Genomic DNA, 17,823 nt, shown 5'->3' on the forward strand with positions numbered 1-17,823 from the left:
TTTTTGTCTAACAACTTTTGACTTTAAATAACTATGCCAAAAGACACCTCCATTAAATCAGTCTTAATTATTGGTTCAGGTCCTATTATTATAGGCCAGGCTTGCGAATTTGATTACGCAGGATCACAAGCAGCTCTTTCGATGAAAGACGAAGGCATTAAAGTGTCTATCATCAACAGCAACCCGGCAACCATCATGACTGACAAGGTTATCGCCGACCATGTTTACCTGCTGCCGCTTACCCCTGCAAGTATCGAAAAAATACTTCAGGAGCAAAAAATTGACGCCGTATTGCCTACCATGGGTGGCCAAACTGCATTAAACCTTTGTATCGAAGCTGATGAGCAAGGCCTTTGGAAAAAGTATGGCGTGCGTATTATTGGTGTTGACATTGCTGCCATCGAAAAAACAGAAAACCGTGAGGCTTTCCGCCAGTTAATGGTTGATATCGGTGTTGGCGTAGCCAAATCAAAAATTGCCAACTCGTTTTTAGAAGGTAAAGAAGCAGCGCAGGAAATCGGTTTCCCGCTGGTTATCCGCCCAAGCTACACACTGGGTGGTAAAGGTGCAGGTTTCGTACACAAAAAAGAAGAGTTTGACGCTGCGTTAAGCCGTGGCCTGCAGGCTTCACCTACCCACGAGGTATTGGTAGAGCAGGCTGTTTTGGGTTGGAAAGAATATGAGCTGGAGCTTTTGCGCGATAGCAACGATAACGTAATTATCATTTGCTCTATCGAAAACTTTGACCCAATGGGTATCCACACCGGCGACTCGATTACTGTGGCACCTGCCATGACTTTGAGCGACCGCTGCTACCAGGAAATGCGCGACCAGGCTATTAAGATGATGCGTGCCATTGGTAACTTTGCAGGTGGCTGTAACGTACAGTTTTCGGTTAACCCGGCTGATGAGGCAATTATCGCAATCGAGATCAACCCTCGTGTATCTCGTTCATCGGCACTGGCATCAAAAGCAACCGGTTACCCTATTGCCAAAATAGCCTCTAAACTGGCTATCGGCTATAACCTGGATGAATTAGAAAACCAGATCACCAAAACCACTTCGGCTTATTTTGAGCCAACTTTGGATTACGTGATCGTTAAGATCCCTCGCTGGAACTTCGATAAATTTAAAGGCGCTAACAAGCAACTTGGCTTACAGATGAAATCTGTGGGTGAGGTAATGGGTATAGGCCGCAGCTTTACCGAGGCATTGCAAAAAGCATGTCAAAGTTTAGAGATCGGTCGTGCCGGCCTTGGTGCCGACGGTCGCCAAAGCCGCAACCTTGATGAAATTATGGATAGCCTGGAGCATCCAAGCTGGGATAGGTTATTCCACATTTATGACGCCCTGAGCTTAGGAGTGCCAATTGAATCGGTACGTAAAGCAACTAAGATAGATCGCTGGTTCCTGAACCAGATACAAGAACTGGTTAACCTGGAAAATGAATTACGCCGCTACTCGGTAAACAACATCCCTCAGGATATCTTCTTAACGGTTAAACAAAAAGGTTTCTCAGACCAGCAAATTGCATGGATACTGGGCGGCAATACTACCGAAGAGGATGTTTACCAACGCCGTAAAGCTTTAGGCTTAAAACGTGTTTATAAAATGGTTGATACCTGTGCTGCAGAGTTTCAGGCTAAAACACCATACTACTACTCAACTTACGAAGGCGAGAACGAATCGATCGTATCTGACAGAAAGAAGATCATTGTATTAGGCTCGGGTCCTAACCGTATCGGTCAGGGTATTGAGTTTGATTATAGCTGTGTACACGGTTTATTAGCTGCTAAAGAAGCTGGTTACGAAGCCATTATGGTTAACTGTAATCCGGAGACGGTTTCTACCGACTTTAACATGGCTGATAAATTATACTTCGAGCCCGTATTCTGGGAGCATGTTCGCGATATTATCGAACTGGAAAAACCAGAAGGCGTGATTGTTCAGCTGGGTGGCCAAACAGCTTTGAAAATGGCTGAGAAGTTGCACGAGCATGGTATCAAAATTATCGGTACATCTTTCAACGATATGGATATTGCCGAAGACCGTGGCCGTTTCTCTGACTTGTTGAAAGACCTGGATATCCCTTACCCTAAATATGGTGTTGCAGAAACTGCCGAAGAAGCAATTGAAGTAGCACACGAAGTAGGTTACCCGGTGTTGGTTCGCCCAAGTTATGTATTGGGTGGCCAGGGCATGAGCATTGTAATTAACGACGAGGATCTGGAGAAAGCAGTAGTGAACTTGCTGAAAAACTTACCAGGTAACCGCGTGCTGATTGACCACTTCTTAGACCGCGCATCTGAAGCAGAATCTGATTCGATTTGCGATGGCGAGGATGTACATATTATCGGTATGATGGAGCACATTGAGCCTGCAGGTATCCACTCTGGCGACTCGTATGCTGTGTTACCTCCGTTTGATCTGAGCGAAAGCGTGATCAGCCAGATGGACGAATACTCGAAAAAAATTGCCCGTGCATTAAATGTGAAAGGTTTGTTAAACATACAGTTTGCAATTAAAAACGATAAAGTGTATGTGATCGAAGCTAACCCGCGTGCATCGCGTACGGTGCCTTTCATAGCTAAAGCCTACGATGTGCCTTATATCAACATCGCAGCTAAAATTATGCTGGGTGTGAACAAACTAAAAGACTTTACTATAGAGCGCAAGCTGGAAGGTTATGCCATTAAAGAGCCTGTTTTCTCTTTCGATAAATTCCCGGAAGTAAACAAAGAATTAGGCCCCGAAATGAAATCTACCGGCGAAGCTATTCGCTTTATCCCTAACCTGGAAGACCCTTACTTCCGCCACCTGTACAAAGAGAAATCGATGTACCTGAGCAAGTAATTCTTTAGCATAAAGGACAAATGATACAAGGACAAGAGTTGAGGCTCTTGTCCTTTTTTTGTTTCTTAACCACTCATCACTGGGGATCTATTTTATAATACCTGCAACTGCTGTGACGAACCCCAAATAACCTAACAGTTGTGGCATCTTAATTTTCGGATAGCACGAAGCTGATACAGCACACACTTTCATAGAAAATTGAGCAGCCACGAGTGTTATTCACGATGTGTTTATTTTGGGGTGTTCATGAGATCGCTACGCTAAGTCTCTTGGTACTTCTTTCTTGCGGAAAGAAAGAAGTACATCCACTGACGGTTCATAACTCACACTGCCATTCCTAATGAAAAACGGATTATGAGTGGTTGCTCTGTAAGTTGAGGCTTCGAGCACATCATCCTGACAGACTAATCTTATACCTGCCGGTGCTGGTAAGCAACTCTATCTATTAACTCCAAAATGTCAGCAGCAATAAATACTTAAAAGTCATTAAAAGTGGTGCATCCATCCCATTTGATAACTTAGTTTGTTTTTTAACTGATTTATAACCAGTAGCTAACAAAAAATATTTATCAAAAATGACTTTTAAGTAGGAACACAGTGGTGCATGTGGAACATTGCACCATGCACCACTAAATCTCTACCTGTTGATGTTGATACGGAATCTCCACATCCTTAAATCCTACTGCCTCCAATTTCTTAGCAAAGTGTTGTTGTACATCATACTCGCCATGTACTAAAAATACCTTCTTTACTTCGGCGGGGTCCTGGCAGCTCATAAATCTGAGCAGGTCTTCGTAGTCGCCGTGAGCGCTCATTGATTTGATGGATTTCACTTCGGCCTTAACATCATGATCCTCGTGGAATATGTTAACCACCTTATCGCCAGCCAACAGGCGGCCACCTAAGGATGATGGTTCGCAGTAACCTACAATGAGGATGGTATTACGTTCTTTATCGATATTATTACGAATGTGGTGCCTCACCCTACCCGCCTCTGCCATACCTGATGACGAGATGATAACACATGGCCGCGGGTCATTATTCAGGGCAATTGATTCTTCGGTAGATTGGGTAAAACGCAGCCCCTTAAAGCTAAATGGATCGGCATCAACCTTCATTACCTCTTTAACAGATTTGTTGTAGGTTTCGGGGTGGTCTTTGATCACTTGTGTGGCCTGATCGGCCAATGGGCTGTCAACATAATAAGGCACATCGGGGAGGTCGCCTCTGAGTTCAAGGGCATTCAATGCATAAAGTATTTCCTGCGTGCGGCCAACGCTAAAGGCGGGGATAATTACTTTACCATGCCTCACCATGCATGTATGCTGAATGATGTCGTGCAGGGCATTTTCAATAGGTTTTAAGTCTTTGTGTAACGAATCGCCATAGGTAGATTCCAGCAAAACGTAATCTGCCTGCGGAAACTGCTGCGGGCTTTTCAATATCATATCACCGTAACGGCCCACATCGCCACTGAACGTAATGCGGGTTTCTTTACCATCCTCCAAAATCTTTAGGCTGATAGCAGCACTACCGATGAGATGGCCTGCGTCGGTGAATAGTACTTTTACGCGGGGTGTTATTTCAAATTCTTCGTTGTATTCTACTACCTTAAACAAACCGAGGGCGGCGGTCGCATCTTCTTCGTTATAAAGCGGCACTTCCAATTCCTGACTATTACGATCGCGATGTTTGTTGGCGTATTCGGCGTCCGAAGTTTGAATGCGCGCAGAATCTGCCATTAGTATACGAGCCAGGTTCATGGTTGGCGGGGTGCAGTAAATAGTACCCTTAAAGCCTTCGGCAACCATGCGGGGTATTAAACCGCAATGGTCTATGTGCGCGTGCGATAAAATTAAGCAATCTACCGTATCCGGACGGAAGCCGAAATGGCCGTTAAGGTCATCAGCATTTTGCAGGCCTTGGAACATGCCGCAATCCAGCAAAATTTTAGTGCCATCTTTTAATTGTATAAGGTGTTTGCTGCCGGTAACATTGCGGGCAGCACCGTGAAAAGTGATATGCATTAGTACAATTTAAGTTGTTGGGATTATTAACCCCATTGGCAAGATAATGTTCTGTAATAAAAATTTGCACAACTAATTTATTAGTTGCATTTTTATATAAAAGTAGCTAAATGTAAATATTACAGCTGGTTATAGCTAAAGATATAACTGGCTGAATACAGCTGCTTTAAAACGTTTGAATATGGAAATGAAAGAACTGACACGTGCAGAGGAACAACTGATGCAGGTGCTTTGGCAACTTAAAAAGGCTTACGTAAAGGAAATTATCGACCAATTGCCGGAACCCAAACCAGCCTATAATACGGTATCGACGTTTATCAGGATACTGGAAACTAAGGGTTTTGTTGGCCATACCGCTTACGGCAAAAGCCACGAATACCACCCGCTGATCAGCAAAGAGCAATACCAAAATTTTGCTGCCGATAAATTGCTGAACGGCTACTTTGATAATTCGGTGAAGCGCATGTTCTCCTTTTTTGTACAAAAGGAAAAGATAGACATGAAAGAAGCCGATGAGATTTTGAAATTGATTGAAAAGTTGAAAGATAAATAATTGAGCATATGACCTGGTGGCAATATCTGATACTGGCGAATGTTTACCTGTTGTTCTTTTATGGGTTTTATGCCCTGTTGCTTCGCCGCGAAACGTTTTTTCAGTTAAACAGGGTGTACCTGGTTAGTTCCGCGATACTATCATTTTTAATACCGCTGATACAGGCCGACTGGGCGCGCAACTTGTTTATTACCCAACAGATCAAACAAACTATTTATCACCTCGACCCGGTGGTGATTTATCAGATCAAGCCGGTACAAAGCCACTTTACCATTGGCCAGGCATTTGCTATTATTTACGTCGCTGGTATTGTGCTTTTATCGCTGCGTTTTGCGCTGCAGTTTTATTTACTGCAACGCAGCCTGCGCAATCCCGAAACCGATGATGCTTATTCGTTTTTTAAGACCATTAAGCTAAGCGACAAGCTGAGCAATCGTAATGTTATCATGGCGCACGAGGAAGTGCACGCACAACAGTGGCATTCGGCCGATGTATTGTTGATAGAGGCTATTATGATTATTAACTGGTTTAATCCAGCAGTATACCTGTACCGTAAGGCTATAAAGCATATCCACGAGTTTATTGCCGATCGCAACGCGGTAAAATTTGGTGCTTCGAAACAAGAATATGCTTTGCTGCTGCTAAGCGAAACTTTTAAAACACCGGCGCATGAGTTGGTGAATCCTTTCTTTAGCCATAGTTTATTGAAGCAAAGAATATTGATGCTGCAAAAAAACAATTCGCAGCGTACGGCTTTGCTCAAATATGGCTTGTCGGCACCGCTGTTTGCGGTGATGATCATTTTATCGTCGGCCACAACACGGACAACCCGTGTAATTAATATTATTAACGATAGAGCAGAAGAAGTGATGCGGGTACCCGCTACAGCACCAGAGTTAAAGGATGTTTATACCACGATATCATCGTCCGTCCAGAATGGAAAGCTAACTACAACCGTGTTGGCTGTTCCGGAAGTTAAGGACTTTGAACCGGCCGCTAAATCCTTACCGATAGGTAAAGTTGAAAGAGACACCAATAGTAGTCAATTATTAACATCAGCGGCAATAGCCCCAGAATTTAAAGGAGGGGTATCTGCATTTTCTGAATATTTGAAGCAGAATATCAAGTATCCCGAAAGCATGCGCGAAAAAGGTACAAAAGCCAGGGTTGTTGTAGGTTTTGTTGTTGAAAAAGATGGATCGTTATCGGGGGCTAAGGTTTTACGGGGTGATGATACAGATGCGAATGAGGAGGCGTTAAGAGTAATTGAAACCTCGCCTAAGTGGGAACCTGGTATGCAGGATGGCAAAACAGTACGTGTGAAATTTGCAGTGCCGATAGATTTTACCACCGTCGAGGATAAGGTTACTCCCGAAACTGATACGGCGAAACATAAGAAACTATTCTTTGTACAATCTTTTAAAGCTGACTCAAAAGCAGGCAATGCAGTGGCAAATGTTACCTTCATTCGCCGTGATATTGATACCAATAAAGCGGTTACAAAGGTTATTATTAAAAACGACGCCAACGGCATAACTAATAATGCTCCCTTACTAAAACCTTTATACTTGCTGGATGGTAAGGAGATGCCTGCGTTCGAATTGTCGAGCATAAAACCTAATGATATTCAAAGTATTAATGTAATTAAAAACGAAAGTGCGGTAAGACTATATGGTGCAAAGGCACGTAATGGTGTTATTATGATCACAACAAAAAAGCTTCCGTCTAACTAATTTATAACGGATTAAGCTACTAAACCCCGACAGAAGGTCCTCGTTTGTTAATTTTCTCAAAAAGAAATATCAATTCTGCCCCCAAATTGCTAAAATTTGCGGGGCATTTTGTTTTGGTTTTGAAAATCGCTCCGCAGAAAACCCCCTTGGTTAGCACCATTTTATCTATTGGCAAAATGAATAAAATGATCTCGGCCTAAAAATCTCCTCTTACGTATTTTAAATTAATTCCTGATGCTCATTACAAAGTTGTGTTAATTATTGTGCGACTATTGTAACTTTTAATTATTTAATTGTTGTTTTAATATAACTTTTAATTTAATTGAGCGTATAAGGCGAAAAAATTTATTTACTGATAATTAATTTTATGAATCGGATTCTTACTTTTTGCCTTGTTGCCGGTGCGGCTTTGTTCGCATCCTGCAAGAAAGACCATTCGGGCGATGGCGGCACAACAACCCCTGTTAACAAGATTGCCCCAGATGGTTTTAATTTTGCCACTTCTAAAAATGTAAGCTTAAACTTGTCGCTTAAAGACAATGGCAACAGTGCGCTTGCCGGTATTGTGGTAAGTGTTTACGCGCCGGGTAGCACCGATGCTTTATTTAGGGCAGTAACTGATAAATCGGGTAATATATCGGCTAAGTTAACCGTGCCGGCTTACTACGATAAATTGGTTATCGATCCTGCTTACATCGGCCTGATGCACAACGCAACTGCTGTGATTAATAATAATGCAGTTACAGCCACTATTGGTGGCAGCACGGGTTATAGCGGTGATATTATGCCCGATGCTATTAACAATACTGCCGCCAGTACCGCAACAGGCAGTGTACGTATTAATGGCTTGTTAACCACTGATTTTGGATATCCAACAGGCTACACTACATCAAATGCTTTTAAAAGTCCAACTAACCTTGGCCGCCCTGCGTACCTGGAGGCAACCGGCGATGTTATTGATGCTTCGTTATTGTCGTATGTAAATGCGTCACTACCAGAAGGAACTCCTTTAACAACAACTCATCCAAGTTACCTTGCTACCACAGCCGTTAACACCATCAACGTTACTGCAACTTCTGATGTATGGGTAACCTTTGTTTCGGAGGGTGCAGGATATCAAAACACTTTGGCCTATTATACTTATTCAACTGCCAACCCGCCAACATTATCTTCGGGTGGTACTTTGTTGGGCGGTATCGATAAGGTGACTTATATTTTCCCTAATGCTTCATCATCAGGTTCAGGCGGCGGCCTGATCTCAGGTGATAAAGTAAAACTAGGAACCTTCAGCGCAGGTACTTCTATTGGGTTTGTACTGTTACAAAATGCCTGGACTGGTAGCGGTGTAAGCACTACAGGTACTAAATTCTACTCACAGGATAGCTTTAATCCTGAAAATACAGCTGCTTTAAGAAAGCATTCGGTGATGTTATATGATGATGTACATAAGCTTTACCTGCTGGGCTTTGAAGACACCAACAGGCAAACTGGCGGATCTGATAATGATTTTAACGATTTGGTTGTATATGCTACCGCTAACCCTATTACTGCTATATCGGGCACTAACGTGGCTACAATAGACCGTGGTGGTGATACTGATGGTGATGGTGTTGCCGATGCACAGGATGCGTTCCCTAATGATCCAACCCGTGCTTATATCAGCTACTACCCAACGTCAAGCACTTACGCTACCTTGGCTTTTGAAGACAACTTTCCAACCAAAGGCGACTATGACATGAATGACCTTTTGGTTAACTACCAATATGCATTCATCAGCAATGCATCAAACCAGGTTGTTGAGTTAAAAGGAAACTTTAATGTAGGTGCTGCAGGTGCATCGTTCCATAACGGTTTTGGTGTGCAGTTGCCGGTCGCCGCTTCTGCTGTATCCTCGGTAACGGGTCAACAGGCTATCAGCGGTTATATTCAGTTTGCATCTAACGGTGTCGAAGCCGGCCAAACCAAAGCGGTTATCATTCCGTTTGACAACCACGAAGCGCTGATTAAAAACCCTGACGGGGCGTACTTTATAAACACGTTGACCACTAAAGATAAGGTCACCAATGGAAAAACGGCTGCCATCGATATTAACTTTGCTTCACCTGTTGCAGCGTCAACATTAACGGTTTCGGCATTTAATCCATTTTTGATCAGTAACCTGCGCCGTGGTTACGAGGTGCACTTACCAAACTTTGCACCCACCGATAAGGCTACCACAACCTTATTTGGTACTGGTGATGATAACTCGTCGCCATCCACAGGTCGTTATTACCTGAGCAAGGAAAACTGGCCTTGGGCTATCAGCTTCAGCGATACGTTTAGCTGGCCGATAGAAACTATTCCAATTAATCAGGCTTACCTGCACTTTAGCGATTGGGCAAGTTCATCGGGCACAAACTATATAGATTGGTATACCAATACCTCATCAGGTTACCGTAATACTGCTAACATATACAGTAAATAAGATATAACGATTGATTGAGAGGAGCCGTCTGCCTGTAATGGGGCAGGCGGCTTTTTTGTTTCGTAGCATCGCGGCATATCCCGCAAAAAAAGCCCCGCTAAAAAAAGCAGGGCTCACACATTACACTAACTATATATATAACGCAAAAGGAAAAGTTAAACAACCGTCCTTTTGCTATCGATAGGGCAAATTAACTGCAACCCATAGAATTGCCGCAGTTTAAACATTTGTAGCAGGTGCCACTGCGAAGGGTGGTGTGCCCACACACGCTGCATGGGGGGGCATCGCTTTGTACGCCCATGCTCAAATCAACACTTAGCTGTTTTTGAGGGCTTTGGCTTGATACCGCCACGGGCTGATAAACATTGCTCTGATAGGGGTTGATATCGGTATCTTTTATTTGCGGATTGCCTATAATGGCGTGCTGCTCGGTTATTACATGCACCAGGTCTGTACGGTTCTGGTATTCGTAGCCCAGCATCCGGAAGATATAGTCGATAATGGAGGTTGCATTTTTAATATTATCGTGCCCCATTACCATACCGGCAGGTTCAAAGCGTGTAAAAGTAAATTTCTCTACATATTCCTCCAACGGAACGCCATATTGCAAACCAACAGAAACGGCTATCGCAAAACAGTTCATTAATGAGCGGAAGGTTGCCCCTTCTTTATGCATATCCACAAATATTTCGCCCAGGGTGCCATCTTCATATTCGCCTGTGCGAACAAAGACTGTTTGCCCATCAATACTGGCTTTTTGCGTAAATCCGCGCCGTTTAGCAGGCAGGGTTTTCTTCTGCACCACACGCGACAGCTTGCGCATAAATTCGGTGTCCTTAGATTTTTCCATGATGGCCATGGCGGCCTCCAAAACCTGTTCGGGAGTAAGGTCGCTGAGTTTTAATTCGGCAGCTTTGCCCAAAACTTCTTCAACGGCTTCCAGTTTATCTTCTTCTTCCTTGGTATCGGATTTGGTGGATAACGGTTGCGATAATTTACAGCCATCGCGATAAAGCGCGTTAGCTTTTAAGCCCAGTTTCCACGAGAGTTCGTAGCAATCTTTGATCTCCTCAACCACTGCTTCGTTAGGCAGGTTAATGGTTTTAGATATGGCGCCCGATAGGAAAGGTTGTGCGGCAGCCATCATTTTGATGTGGCCATGTGCGTGGATATAACGCTCTCCTTTCGCTCCGCATTTATTAGCGCAGTCGAATATCGGGTAATGTTCTACTTTTAGGTAAGGCGCACCTTCAATGGTCATGGTGCCGCATACGTACTCGTTGGCTTCGGCAATTTGCTTTTTGCTGAAACCCAAAGCCCGCAACAGATTAAAATCCATCGAATTGTATTGTTCTGCTGTAAAGCCCAGGCGTTTTAAGCAGTCCTCGCCTAAAGTCGAGATATTAAATACAAAGCCAATTTCAAAGGCAGAAACTACCGCCTTATCCAGTTTTTCCAGATCATTTTCGGTAAAACCCCTTGTTAGTAAAGTTTGCGGATTAATGTGCGGTGCGCCGTTTAGGGTAGCGGCTCCTTTGGCATAATTAACAATCGCGGTAACCTCGTGTTCCTGATAACCTAAATTTTGTAAAGCTTCGGGTACTGCCTGGTTGATGATCTTGAAGTAGCCACCACCTGATAGCTTTTTAAACTTAACCAGGGCAAAGTCGGGCTCAATACCTGTGGTATCGCAATCCATTACCAGACCAATGGTTCCGGTAGGAGCAATTACGGTAGTTTGAGCATTGCGGTATCCATACTGTTCGCCCATTTCTACTGCTTTGTCCCATGCATTGCATGCCGCAGATAATAGATAGTCCGGGCAGTTACGCTGATCTATTCCCGGAGGTAATATCTCCAAACCTTCGTAATTCTCGGTAGAGTTATAAGCCGCGTAGCGGTGGTTGCGCATTACACGCAACATGTGATCTTTATTTTCTGTGTAACGGCTGAAAGTGCCTAGCTCGCGGGCCATCTCGGCCGAAGTTGCATAGGCAGTGCCGGTCATTATAGCTGTAATTGCACCGCCGATTGCCCGTGCTTTATTACTATCGTAAGGAATGCCATTAACCATCAAAGCTGAGCCTAAGTTGGCATAACCTAAACCGAGGGTGCGGTAATCGTATGAGAGTTGAGCCACTTCTTTTGATGGAAACTGAGCCATCAATACGGAAATTTCCAAAACTATAGTCCATATACGACAGGCGTGTTCAAATCCTTTTACGTCAAAAACGCGGGTTGTTTTATCGAAGAAATGTGCCAGGTTAATGGAGGCTAAATTGCAAGCGGTATTATCCAGAAACATATATTCTGAACAAGGGTTCGACGCATTAATGCGGCCACCTTCGGGGCAGGTATGCCATTCGTTAATAGTGGTATCAAACTGCACCCCGGGATCGGCACATGCCCAAGCTGCAAAAGCGATATCATCCCAAAGTTTTTGCGAAGAAATGGATTTCATCACTTTGCCGGTCATGCGGCTGGTTAATCCCCAGCTTTCACCGTTGTTAAGCGCTTTAAAAAAGCTGTTGGGTATGCGTACCGAATTATTGGAGTTTTGGCCTGATACAGTGCGATAGGCCTCGCCTTCATAGTCAGACGAGTAGCCGGCGGCTATCAGCGCAGCTACTTTCTTTTCTTCTTCAACTTTCCAGTTTACAAATCCTTCAATTTCCGGATGGTCTAGATCGAGGCAAACCATTTTGGCCGCGCGACGAGTGGTTCCCCCCGATTTTATAGCCCCTGCTGCGCGGTCGCCGATCTTGAGGAATGACATTAGGCCAGATGAATAGCCCCCACCCGAAAGCTTTTCGCTTTCGCCGCGAATTTTGGAGAAGTTAGTGCCTACTCCAGATCCGTATTTAAAGATGCGCGCCTCACGTACCCATAGGTCCATAATACCACCGTCGTTTACCAGATCATCATCAACAGAAAGGATGAAGCATGCATGTGGTTGGGGACGCTCGTATGCAGAGGTAGATTTAGTAAGTTCTTCGGTAATGGGGTCTACGTAGTAATGGCCTTGTGGTTTACCGGTAATGCCGTAAGAAGTATGCAAACCGGTATTAAACCATTGCGGCGAATTTGGTGCAGCCAGCTGGCCAACTATGGTGTAAACAATTTCGTCGTAAAATATATCGGCGTCTTTTGCTGTGGCGAAGTAGTTGTAACGCAGGCCCCAGTCTTTCCAACAGTTGGCCATGCGGTGGGCAACTTGTTTTATACTTTTTTCAGATCCGAGAGAGCCATCGGGTTGGGGGACACCGGCTTTGCGGAAATATTTTTGGGCAAGTATATCTGTGGCAACCTGCGACCATGCTGAGGGTACTTCAACATCATTCATCTCAAACACGGCATCTCCGGATGGATTGCGGATCACCGACGATCGCTTTTCGTAATTAAAAAGATCATAAACACCGGTACCTTCTTTGCTGAAGTATCTGCTCAACTTAAGCCCTTGCTGGCCCGCTTTTTTAGTAATGCTCTTGCCCATAACGTTAAATTTGTGTTAAAGTAATTACCTGAAAAAGGGATAAGGAGGTTTTAACTCAAATTTATCTTTCTGGGCTTCTGGTTGCATTCCTGAGTTTTCAACACCTGTTTACTAAAAGTGCCGTGAAATTGTAAATTAAAATTTATTTATTTGATTTACAATGCATTGTATGTGTTGAAAACTATTAAAATAGCAACTTTTAAATAAAAATTTCATACTTTTGCTAAGTTAAAGTATCTTTAATATTAAGTACATTAAACTATTACGTTAAATACTGGTCAAAAAATTTTACTAAAACACGGCGTTATGAGTATATTAAGAATGTATTGGGATTATCGCTTCGCGAAAATTGGTAAACTTCAAGGCAAGGTTTTTAGAGCTGAAGTTTACTAATCGAAACGTAAGAGTTAATACCCCTCCCGGCCGTACAACCGCAGGCAAATAGTTTGCCGCAGGCCAGAACACAAAACCGACAATAAGCCGGTAACAACCGAACTAAAAAATAAAAAAGGGAATGATTATATAATCATTCCCTTTTCATGCTTTAAACAACTTGTTGCTTGAGCGCTCGTCTGGCCGATATCTGATAGTATATCGCAATGCCTATAACCAGCATAAAAATGGGGTATAGCAGTAAGAACCGTGCATTTGGATGTTTATAGTCTGCCAGGTAAATTTCTCCTGGGAAATATCGGCCATAGTAAACATCTACAGTAGTTTTTACTTTTTGTAATCCTTCACCGTATGAACGGTCTATATCATCAACGTAACTTATAACAGTAGCATTAAGATACTGATTGTCGTATCTTAAAGTTACTTTATATGGGTTGGGTGATTTTACTCTCTCTACCCGTAGTATTTGGGCTTGAGCTACTTTTCTGGTAATTACGAATGAAGCATCATTGAAAAGAGCAAGAATATTTACTGCCAATAATACGACTTCTACAATAAGGATCAGCAGATTTGACCGCTGGCTCAAATATTTTTGCACTCTAGTTTAATTAACGGGGATAATATTATATAACAATAAAAGGGAACGATTATTATAACCGTTCCCTCTTTTATACGTGTTTCGTTAAGCAGATGTTACTCTACAACGGTCACTTTCAGCATATTAGTTTTGCCTTGTGCAGCAATTGGCACAGCAGCAGTGTTGATCACAACATCACCTGCATCGATCAGGTTCTCAGATTTCAAAATAGCGTTTACATCGCTGATGGTTTTATCAGTACTTTCTAAGCCATCATAGTAGAAAGTTTTTACGCCCCAAAGTAAGCTTAATGCGTTAAGCAGGTTTCTGTTAGAGGTAAAGATATAAGTACCTGCTTTTGGTCTGTAGCTCGAAATCTGGAAAGCGGTGTAACCAGAAGTTGTCATAGACACAATACCTACTGCATTGGTATGCTCAGATAAATAAACTGCCGAGCCACAAAGTGCATCGCTCAAATAGTTTTGTGAAGCCGGATCTTCGTTAACCTCTTTGTTGCTGTTATATGGGTAGCCCATTTCTTCAACGTTGCGTACAATTTTGGCCATTGTTTCGATAACGATAACCGGGAATTCACCAACTGAGGTTTCGCCGCTTAGCATCACTGCGTCAGCACCGTCTAATACAGAGTTAGCTACGTCATTCACCTCAGCGCGGGTTGGGCGCGGGGTAGTGATCATAGACTCCAGCATTTGGGTAGCAACGATAACCGGTTTTGAAGCAGCACGGCATTTGCGTGCAATCATTTTTTGCAACAATGGAACTTCTTCCAAAGGCATTTCAACACCCAGGTCGCCACGGGCAACCATTACGCCGTCGGTTACTTCGATAATAGCATCGATGTTTTCAATAGCTTCTGGTTTCTCAATTTTAGCAATAACGCGTGATGCTTTACCGTTACGTGCAATAATGCGTTTTAATTCAACAATATCTTCTGCGTTACGTACGAAAGAAAGGCCGATCCACTCTACATCATTAGCTAAAGCTTGCTCCAGGTTAACCAAATCTTCTTCGGTTAAGCTTGGGATAGATACTTTAGTGTTTGGCAGGTTAACGCCTTTGCGTGAGGTTAAGATACCACCGTGTAATACTTCGCAAATAACAGTGTCTTTTCTGTTGGTCTCAATTACTTTAAGCTGCAGTTTACCGTCATCTAATAAGATAGTTTCGCCAGCCTGAACATCCTGAGGGAACGTTTCGTAAGTGATATAGATCTGCTCGTCGTCACCAATACACTCATTGGTGGTAATTTTTACGTGTTTGCCATTTACTAAATGGATACCGCCATCTTTAACTAAACCAATGCGGATTTTTGGGCCTTGTAAATCTGCCAGGATACCGATATTAAGTTTGTACTGCTCGTTAATTTCGCGAATAGTATCGATAACTTTTTGATGATCTTCGGCTTTACCGTGCGAAAAATTTAAGCGGCAAATATTTACGCCTGCTTTTACCATGGCCAGTAAAGTTTCTTTTTTGGCCGAAGCCGGGCCCATGGTAGCCACAATTTTGGTTCTGTTATAAGATAATTTCATATTAATGCGGGGTTAAACTGGCTATACTATATAATGTAAAGTCGTTATATTATAGACGTTTTTAAATTTTGCGCTAAAATAAAAGATTTTCACGGGATTTTATTTTTTTAGGATCAATCTTTACAGCGGCTACTATTTCTGTTATTTTATTTAACTGGGTAATCATGGTGTCGAGATCTTTCGGATCGATGTAATTTTTGATCATCAGAAAATAATCAACGCCACGCATTTCGGGTATTAAAAGGCCGTCAGAGCCTCTGTTGGCAATAAAATAGAAATCTGTTTCACTCGCTTCCCAGTAATGGTGGAAGATAGAAAACAGCACCGGATCATTACTATGGTGTATGTCAACAGCCAAATCTTGCTGCCTTACGAAGTTAAAATTTAACTGTTTATTAATATAATAACAGATGCGATAGTCCTTTAAAGAGGAAGTTACGGCGATAAGTACAAAGTCCAGATCGATCTCAAACTTTAAAATCCGCTTGTTCAAAATCAGTATATTATATAATTATGGTGTAAAACTACTAATTGAAACCGTAGGCCTAAAACTTTGTTATTAATTAGCCGAAAAATTATGCAAAGATTTTAGATTTGATATTTAATAGAATTTGACTTTCTTTGCACAGAAAATTTATTAATCAATTAAACATCAAAGACCATGTCTGATATCGCTTCAAGAGTAAAAGCTATTATCGTAGAAAAATTAGGTGTTGACGAAAGTGAAGTTACACCAGAAGCAAGCTTCACCAACGACCTGGGTGCAGATTCATTAGACACCGTGGAATTAATCATGGAGTTTGAAAAAGAATTTAACGTGGCTATTCCTGACGATCAGGCTGAAACTATTGGTACTGTTGGCCAGGCTATCGCTTACCTTGAAAAAAACGTTAAATAAGCTCCTCTTACTACGTTTAAATGGAGTTTAAAAGAGTTGTAGTAACCGGGCTTGGCGCACTTACTCCTATTGGCAATAGCGTTCCAGAATACTGGGACGGTTTGATCAATGGAGTGAGTGGGGCTGCCTTTATTAAAAGTTTTGATACAACCAATTTCAAAACAAAGTTTGCCTGCGAGGTAAAAAATTTCGATGCCGATGCTTTTCTGGGCCGCAAAGACGCCCGTAAGCTCGATCCCTTTGTTCAATATGCACTTTATGCTACCGAAGAAGCGGTTAAAGATGCCGGCCTTGACTTCGATAAACTGGATACCAACCGTATAGGTGTTATCTGGGGTTCGGGTATTGGCGGTCTGAAAACGTTTTTAGACGAAGTTGTGAACTTTGCAAAGGGCGACGGTAATCCACGTTTCAATCCCTTCTTTATCCCTAAAATGATTGCTGATATTGCCCCTGGCCATATCTCTATCAAATACGGTTTACGCGGACCAAATTTCACCACTGTATCTGCATGTGCCTCATCAAACAACTCGTTGATTGACGCCTTTACGTACTTACGTTTGGGCAAGGCTAATATGTTTATTACAGGTGGATCTGAGGCTATTATCAATGAAGCTGGTATTGGTGGTTTTAACGCCATGCACGCTTTATCAACCCGTAATGATGACCCTGCAACTGCATCGCGTCCGTTTGATCTGGACCGCGACGGCTTTGTAGCCGGTGAAGGCGCAGGTACTATTATACTGGAAGAGCTGGAGCACGCTAAAGCGCGTGGTGCGAAAATTTATGCAGAAATGATGGGCGGCGGCATGAGTGCCGATGCATACCACATGACTGCTCCGCACCCCGAAGGTTTAGGCGCTGCACTGGTAATGAAAGCAGCATTAGAAGATGCTAACATGACCCCTGCAGATATCGACTATGTGAATGTACACGGTACATCTACACCAATAGGCGACCCGCAGGAAGTTAAGGCCATAACAGAAGCTTACGGCGAAGAGATTTACCGTATCAACATTAGCTCTACCAAATCAATGACAGGTCACCTTTTGGGTGCTGCCGGTGCGGTTGAAGCTATTGCAGCTATTTTGGCTGTTAAACACGACATTATACCGCCAACGATCAATCACTTTACTGATGATCCGGCGTTCGATCCTAAAATCAACTTTACCTTTAACAAGGCTCAGCAACGTGTAGTGCGTGCTGCCCAAAGTAATGGTTTCGGTTTTGGTGGTCATAATGCTTCGGTGATATTTAAAAAGTACGAAGAATAATCTTT

General features: G+C 42.9%; 11 protein-coding genes. 6 read left to right on the plus strand and 5 right to left on the minus strand.

All coding sequences use genetic code 11. From position 1 onward, the window contains the following. The first annotated feature begins 33 nt into the window (after positions 1-33). Positions 34-2,853 carry a carbamoyl-phosphate synthase large subunit gene (carB, locus tag GSY63_RS13155; RefSeq protein ID WP_166586287.1) on the plus strand — a complete coding sequence of 940 codons (2,820 nt, stop codon included), beginning with the start codon at positions 34-36 and terminating at the stop codon, positions 2,851-2,853. Positions 2,854-3,482: 629 nt separating this feature from the next. On the opposite strand, the gene GSY63_RS13160 is transcribed toward carB, so the two are convergent. Continuing rightward, a complete protein-coding gene (locus GSY63_RS13160; protein WP_166586288.1) occupies positions 3,483-4,880 on the minus strand; it encodes an MBL fold metallo-hydrolase RNA specificity domain-containing protein in 1,398 nt (465 codons plus the stop codon). 181 nt (positions 4,881-5,061) lie between these two features. Here GSY63_RS13160 and GSY63_RS13165 point away from each other — a divergent pair, with 181 nt between their 5' ends. The 3 genes from GSY63_RS13165 (at position 5,062) to GSY63_RS13175 (ending at position 9,630) form a co-directional block, all read left to right on the plus strand. Continuing rightward, positions 5,062-5,433 (plus strand): BlaI/MecI/CopY family transcriptional regulator, encoded by a 372-nt coding sequence (locus GSY63_RS13165; RefSeq protein WP_166586289.1) that lies wholly within the window; start codon positions 5,062-5,064, stop codon positions 5,431-5,433. A gap of 8 nt (positions 5,434-5,441) precedes the next feature. Then, entirely contained in the window at positions 5,442-7,166 is a 1,725-nt protein-coding gene (locus GSY63_RS13170) for a M56 family metallopeptidase (protein ID WP_166586290.1), read from the plus strand. 367 nt (positions 7,167-7,533) lie between these two features. Further along, the gene (locus tag GSY63_RS13175; protein ID WP_166586291.1) at positions 7,534-9,630 is read left to right on the plus strand and encodes an LruC domain-containing protein; all 2,097 of its coding nucleotides are present in this window, start codon (positions 7,534-7,536) and stop codon (positions 9,628-9,630) included. Between the two features lie 190 nt (positions 9,631-9,820). Here GSY63_RS13175 and GSY63_RS13180 read toward each other — a convergent pair whose 3' ends face one another. From GSY63_RS13180 to GSY63_RS13195, 4 genes are all read right to left on the minus strand, one after another. After that, complete coding sequence (locus GSY63_RS13180; RefSeq protein WP_166586292.1) at positions 9,821-13,123, minus strand: vitamin B12-dependent ribonucleotide reductase; 3,303 nt, start codon at positions 13,121-13,123, stop codon at positions 9,821-9,823. A 544-nt stretch (positions 13,124-13,667) separates the two neighbouring features. Further along, positions 13,668-14,102 carry a hypothetical protein gene (locus GSY63_RS13185; protein ID WP_208094540.1) on the minus strand — a complete coding sequence of 145 codons (435 nt, stop codon included), beginning with the start codon at positions 14,100-14,102 and terminating at the stop codon, positions 13,668-13,670. A 107-nt stretch (positions 14,103-14,209) separates the two neighbouring features. After that, on the minus strand, positions 14,210-15,646 hold the full coding sequence (gene pyk, locus GSY63_RS13190; RefSeq protein ID WP_166586294.1) for a pyruvate kinase: 1,437 nt from the start codon (positions 15,644-15,646) through the stop codon (positions 14,210-14,212). 73 nt (positions 15,647-15,719) lie between these two features. Continuing rightward, positions 15,720-16,139, minus strand: a complete 420-nt coding sequence (locus tag GSY63_RS13195; protein WP_166586295.1) for an IPExxxVDY family protein — start codon at positions 16,137-16,139, stop codon at positions 15,720-15,722. A gap of 168 nt (positions 16,140-16,307) precedes the next feature. Between GSY63_RS13195 and GSY63_RS13200 the strand changes: the two genes are divergently transcribed. Together GSY63_RS13200 and fabF are read left to right on the plus strand one after the other, a co-directional pair. Further along, on the plus strand, positions 16,308-16,544 hold the full coding sequence (locus tag GSY63_RS13200; RefSeq protein WP_008508386.1) for an acyl carrier protein: 237 nt from the start codon (positions 16,308-16,310) through the stop codon (positions 16,542-16,544). A gap of 20 nt (positions 16,545-16,564) precedes the next feature. Then, a complete protein-coding gene (fabF, locus tag GSY63_RS13205) occupies positions 16,565-17,818 on the plus strand; it encodes a beta-ketoacyl-ACP synthase II (protein WP_166586296.1) in 1,254 nt (417 codons plus the stop codon). Positions 17,819-17,823 lie beyond the last annotated feature (5 nt).

It is taken from the genome of Mucilaginibacter agri, from assembly GCF_009928685.1.
Classification (GTDB): Bacteria; Bacteroidota; Bacteroidia; order Sphingobacteriales; family Sphingobacteriaceae; genus Mucilaginibacter; species Mucilaginibacter agri.

What these genes read in the sequence shown, in the direction of transcription:
- carB (WP_166586287.1), top strand. Translation starts at nt 34, where the DNA reads ATGCCAAAAGACACCTCCATTAAATCAGTCTTAATTATTGGTTCAGGT.
- GSY63_RS13160 (WP_166586288.1), bottom strand. Translation starts at nt 4,880, where the DNA reads ATGCATATCACTTTTCACGGTGCTGCCCGCAATGTTACCGGCAGCAAA.
- GSY63_RS13165 (WP_166586289.1), top strand. Translation starts at nt 5,062, where the DNA reads ATGGAAATGAAAGAACTGACACGTGCAGAGGAACAACTGATGCAGGTG.
- GSY63_RS13170 (WP_166586290.1), top strand. Translation starts at nt 5,442, where the DNA reads ATGACCTGGTGGCAATATCTGATACTGGCGAATGTTTACCTGTTGTTC.
- GSY63_RS13175 (WP_166586291.1), top strand. Translation starts at nt 7,534, where the DNA reads ATGAATCGGATTCTTACTTTTTGCCTTGTTGCCGGTGCGGCTTTGTTC.
- GSY63_RS13180 (WP_166586292.1), bottom strand. Translation starts at nt 13,123, where the DNA reads ATGGGCAAGAGCATTACTAAAAAAGCGGGCCAGCAAGGGCTTAAGTTG.
- pyk (WP_166586294.1), bottom strand. Translation starts at nt 15,646, where the DNA reads ATGAAATTATCTTATAACAGAACCAAAATTGTGGCTACCATGGGCCCG.
- GSY63_RS13200 (WP_008508386.1), top strand. Translation starts at nt 16,308, where the DNA reads ATGTCTGATATCGCTTCAAGAGTAAAAGCTATTATCGTAGAAAAATTA.
- fabF (WP_166586296.1), top strand. Translation starts at nt 16,565, where the DNA reads ATGGAGTTTAAAAGAGTTGTAGTAACCGGGCTTGGCGCACTTACTCCT.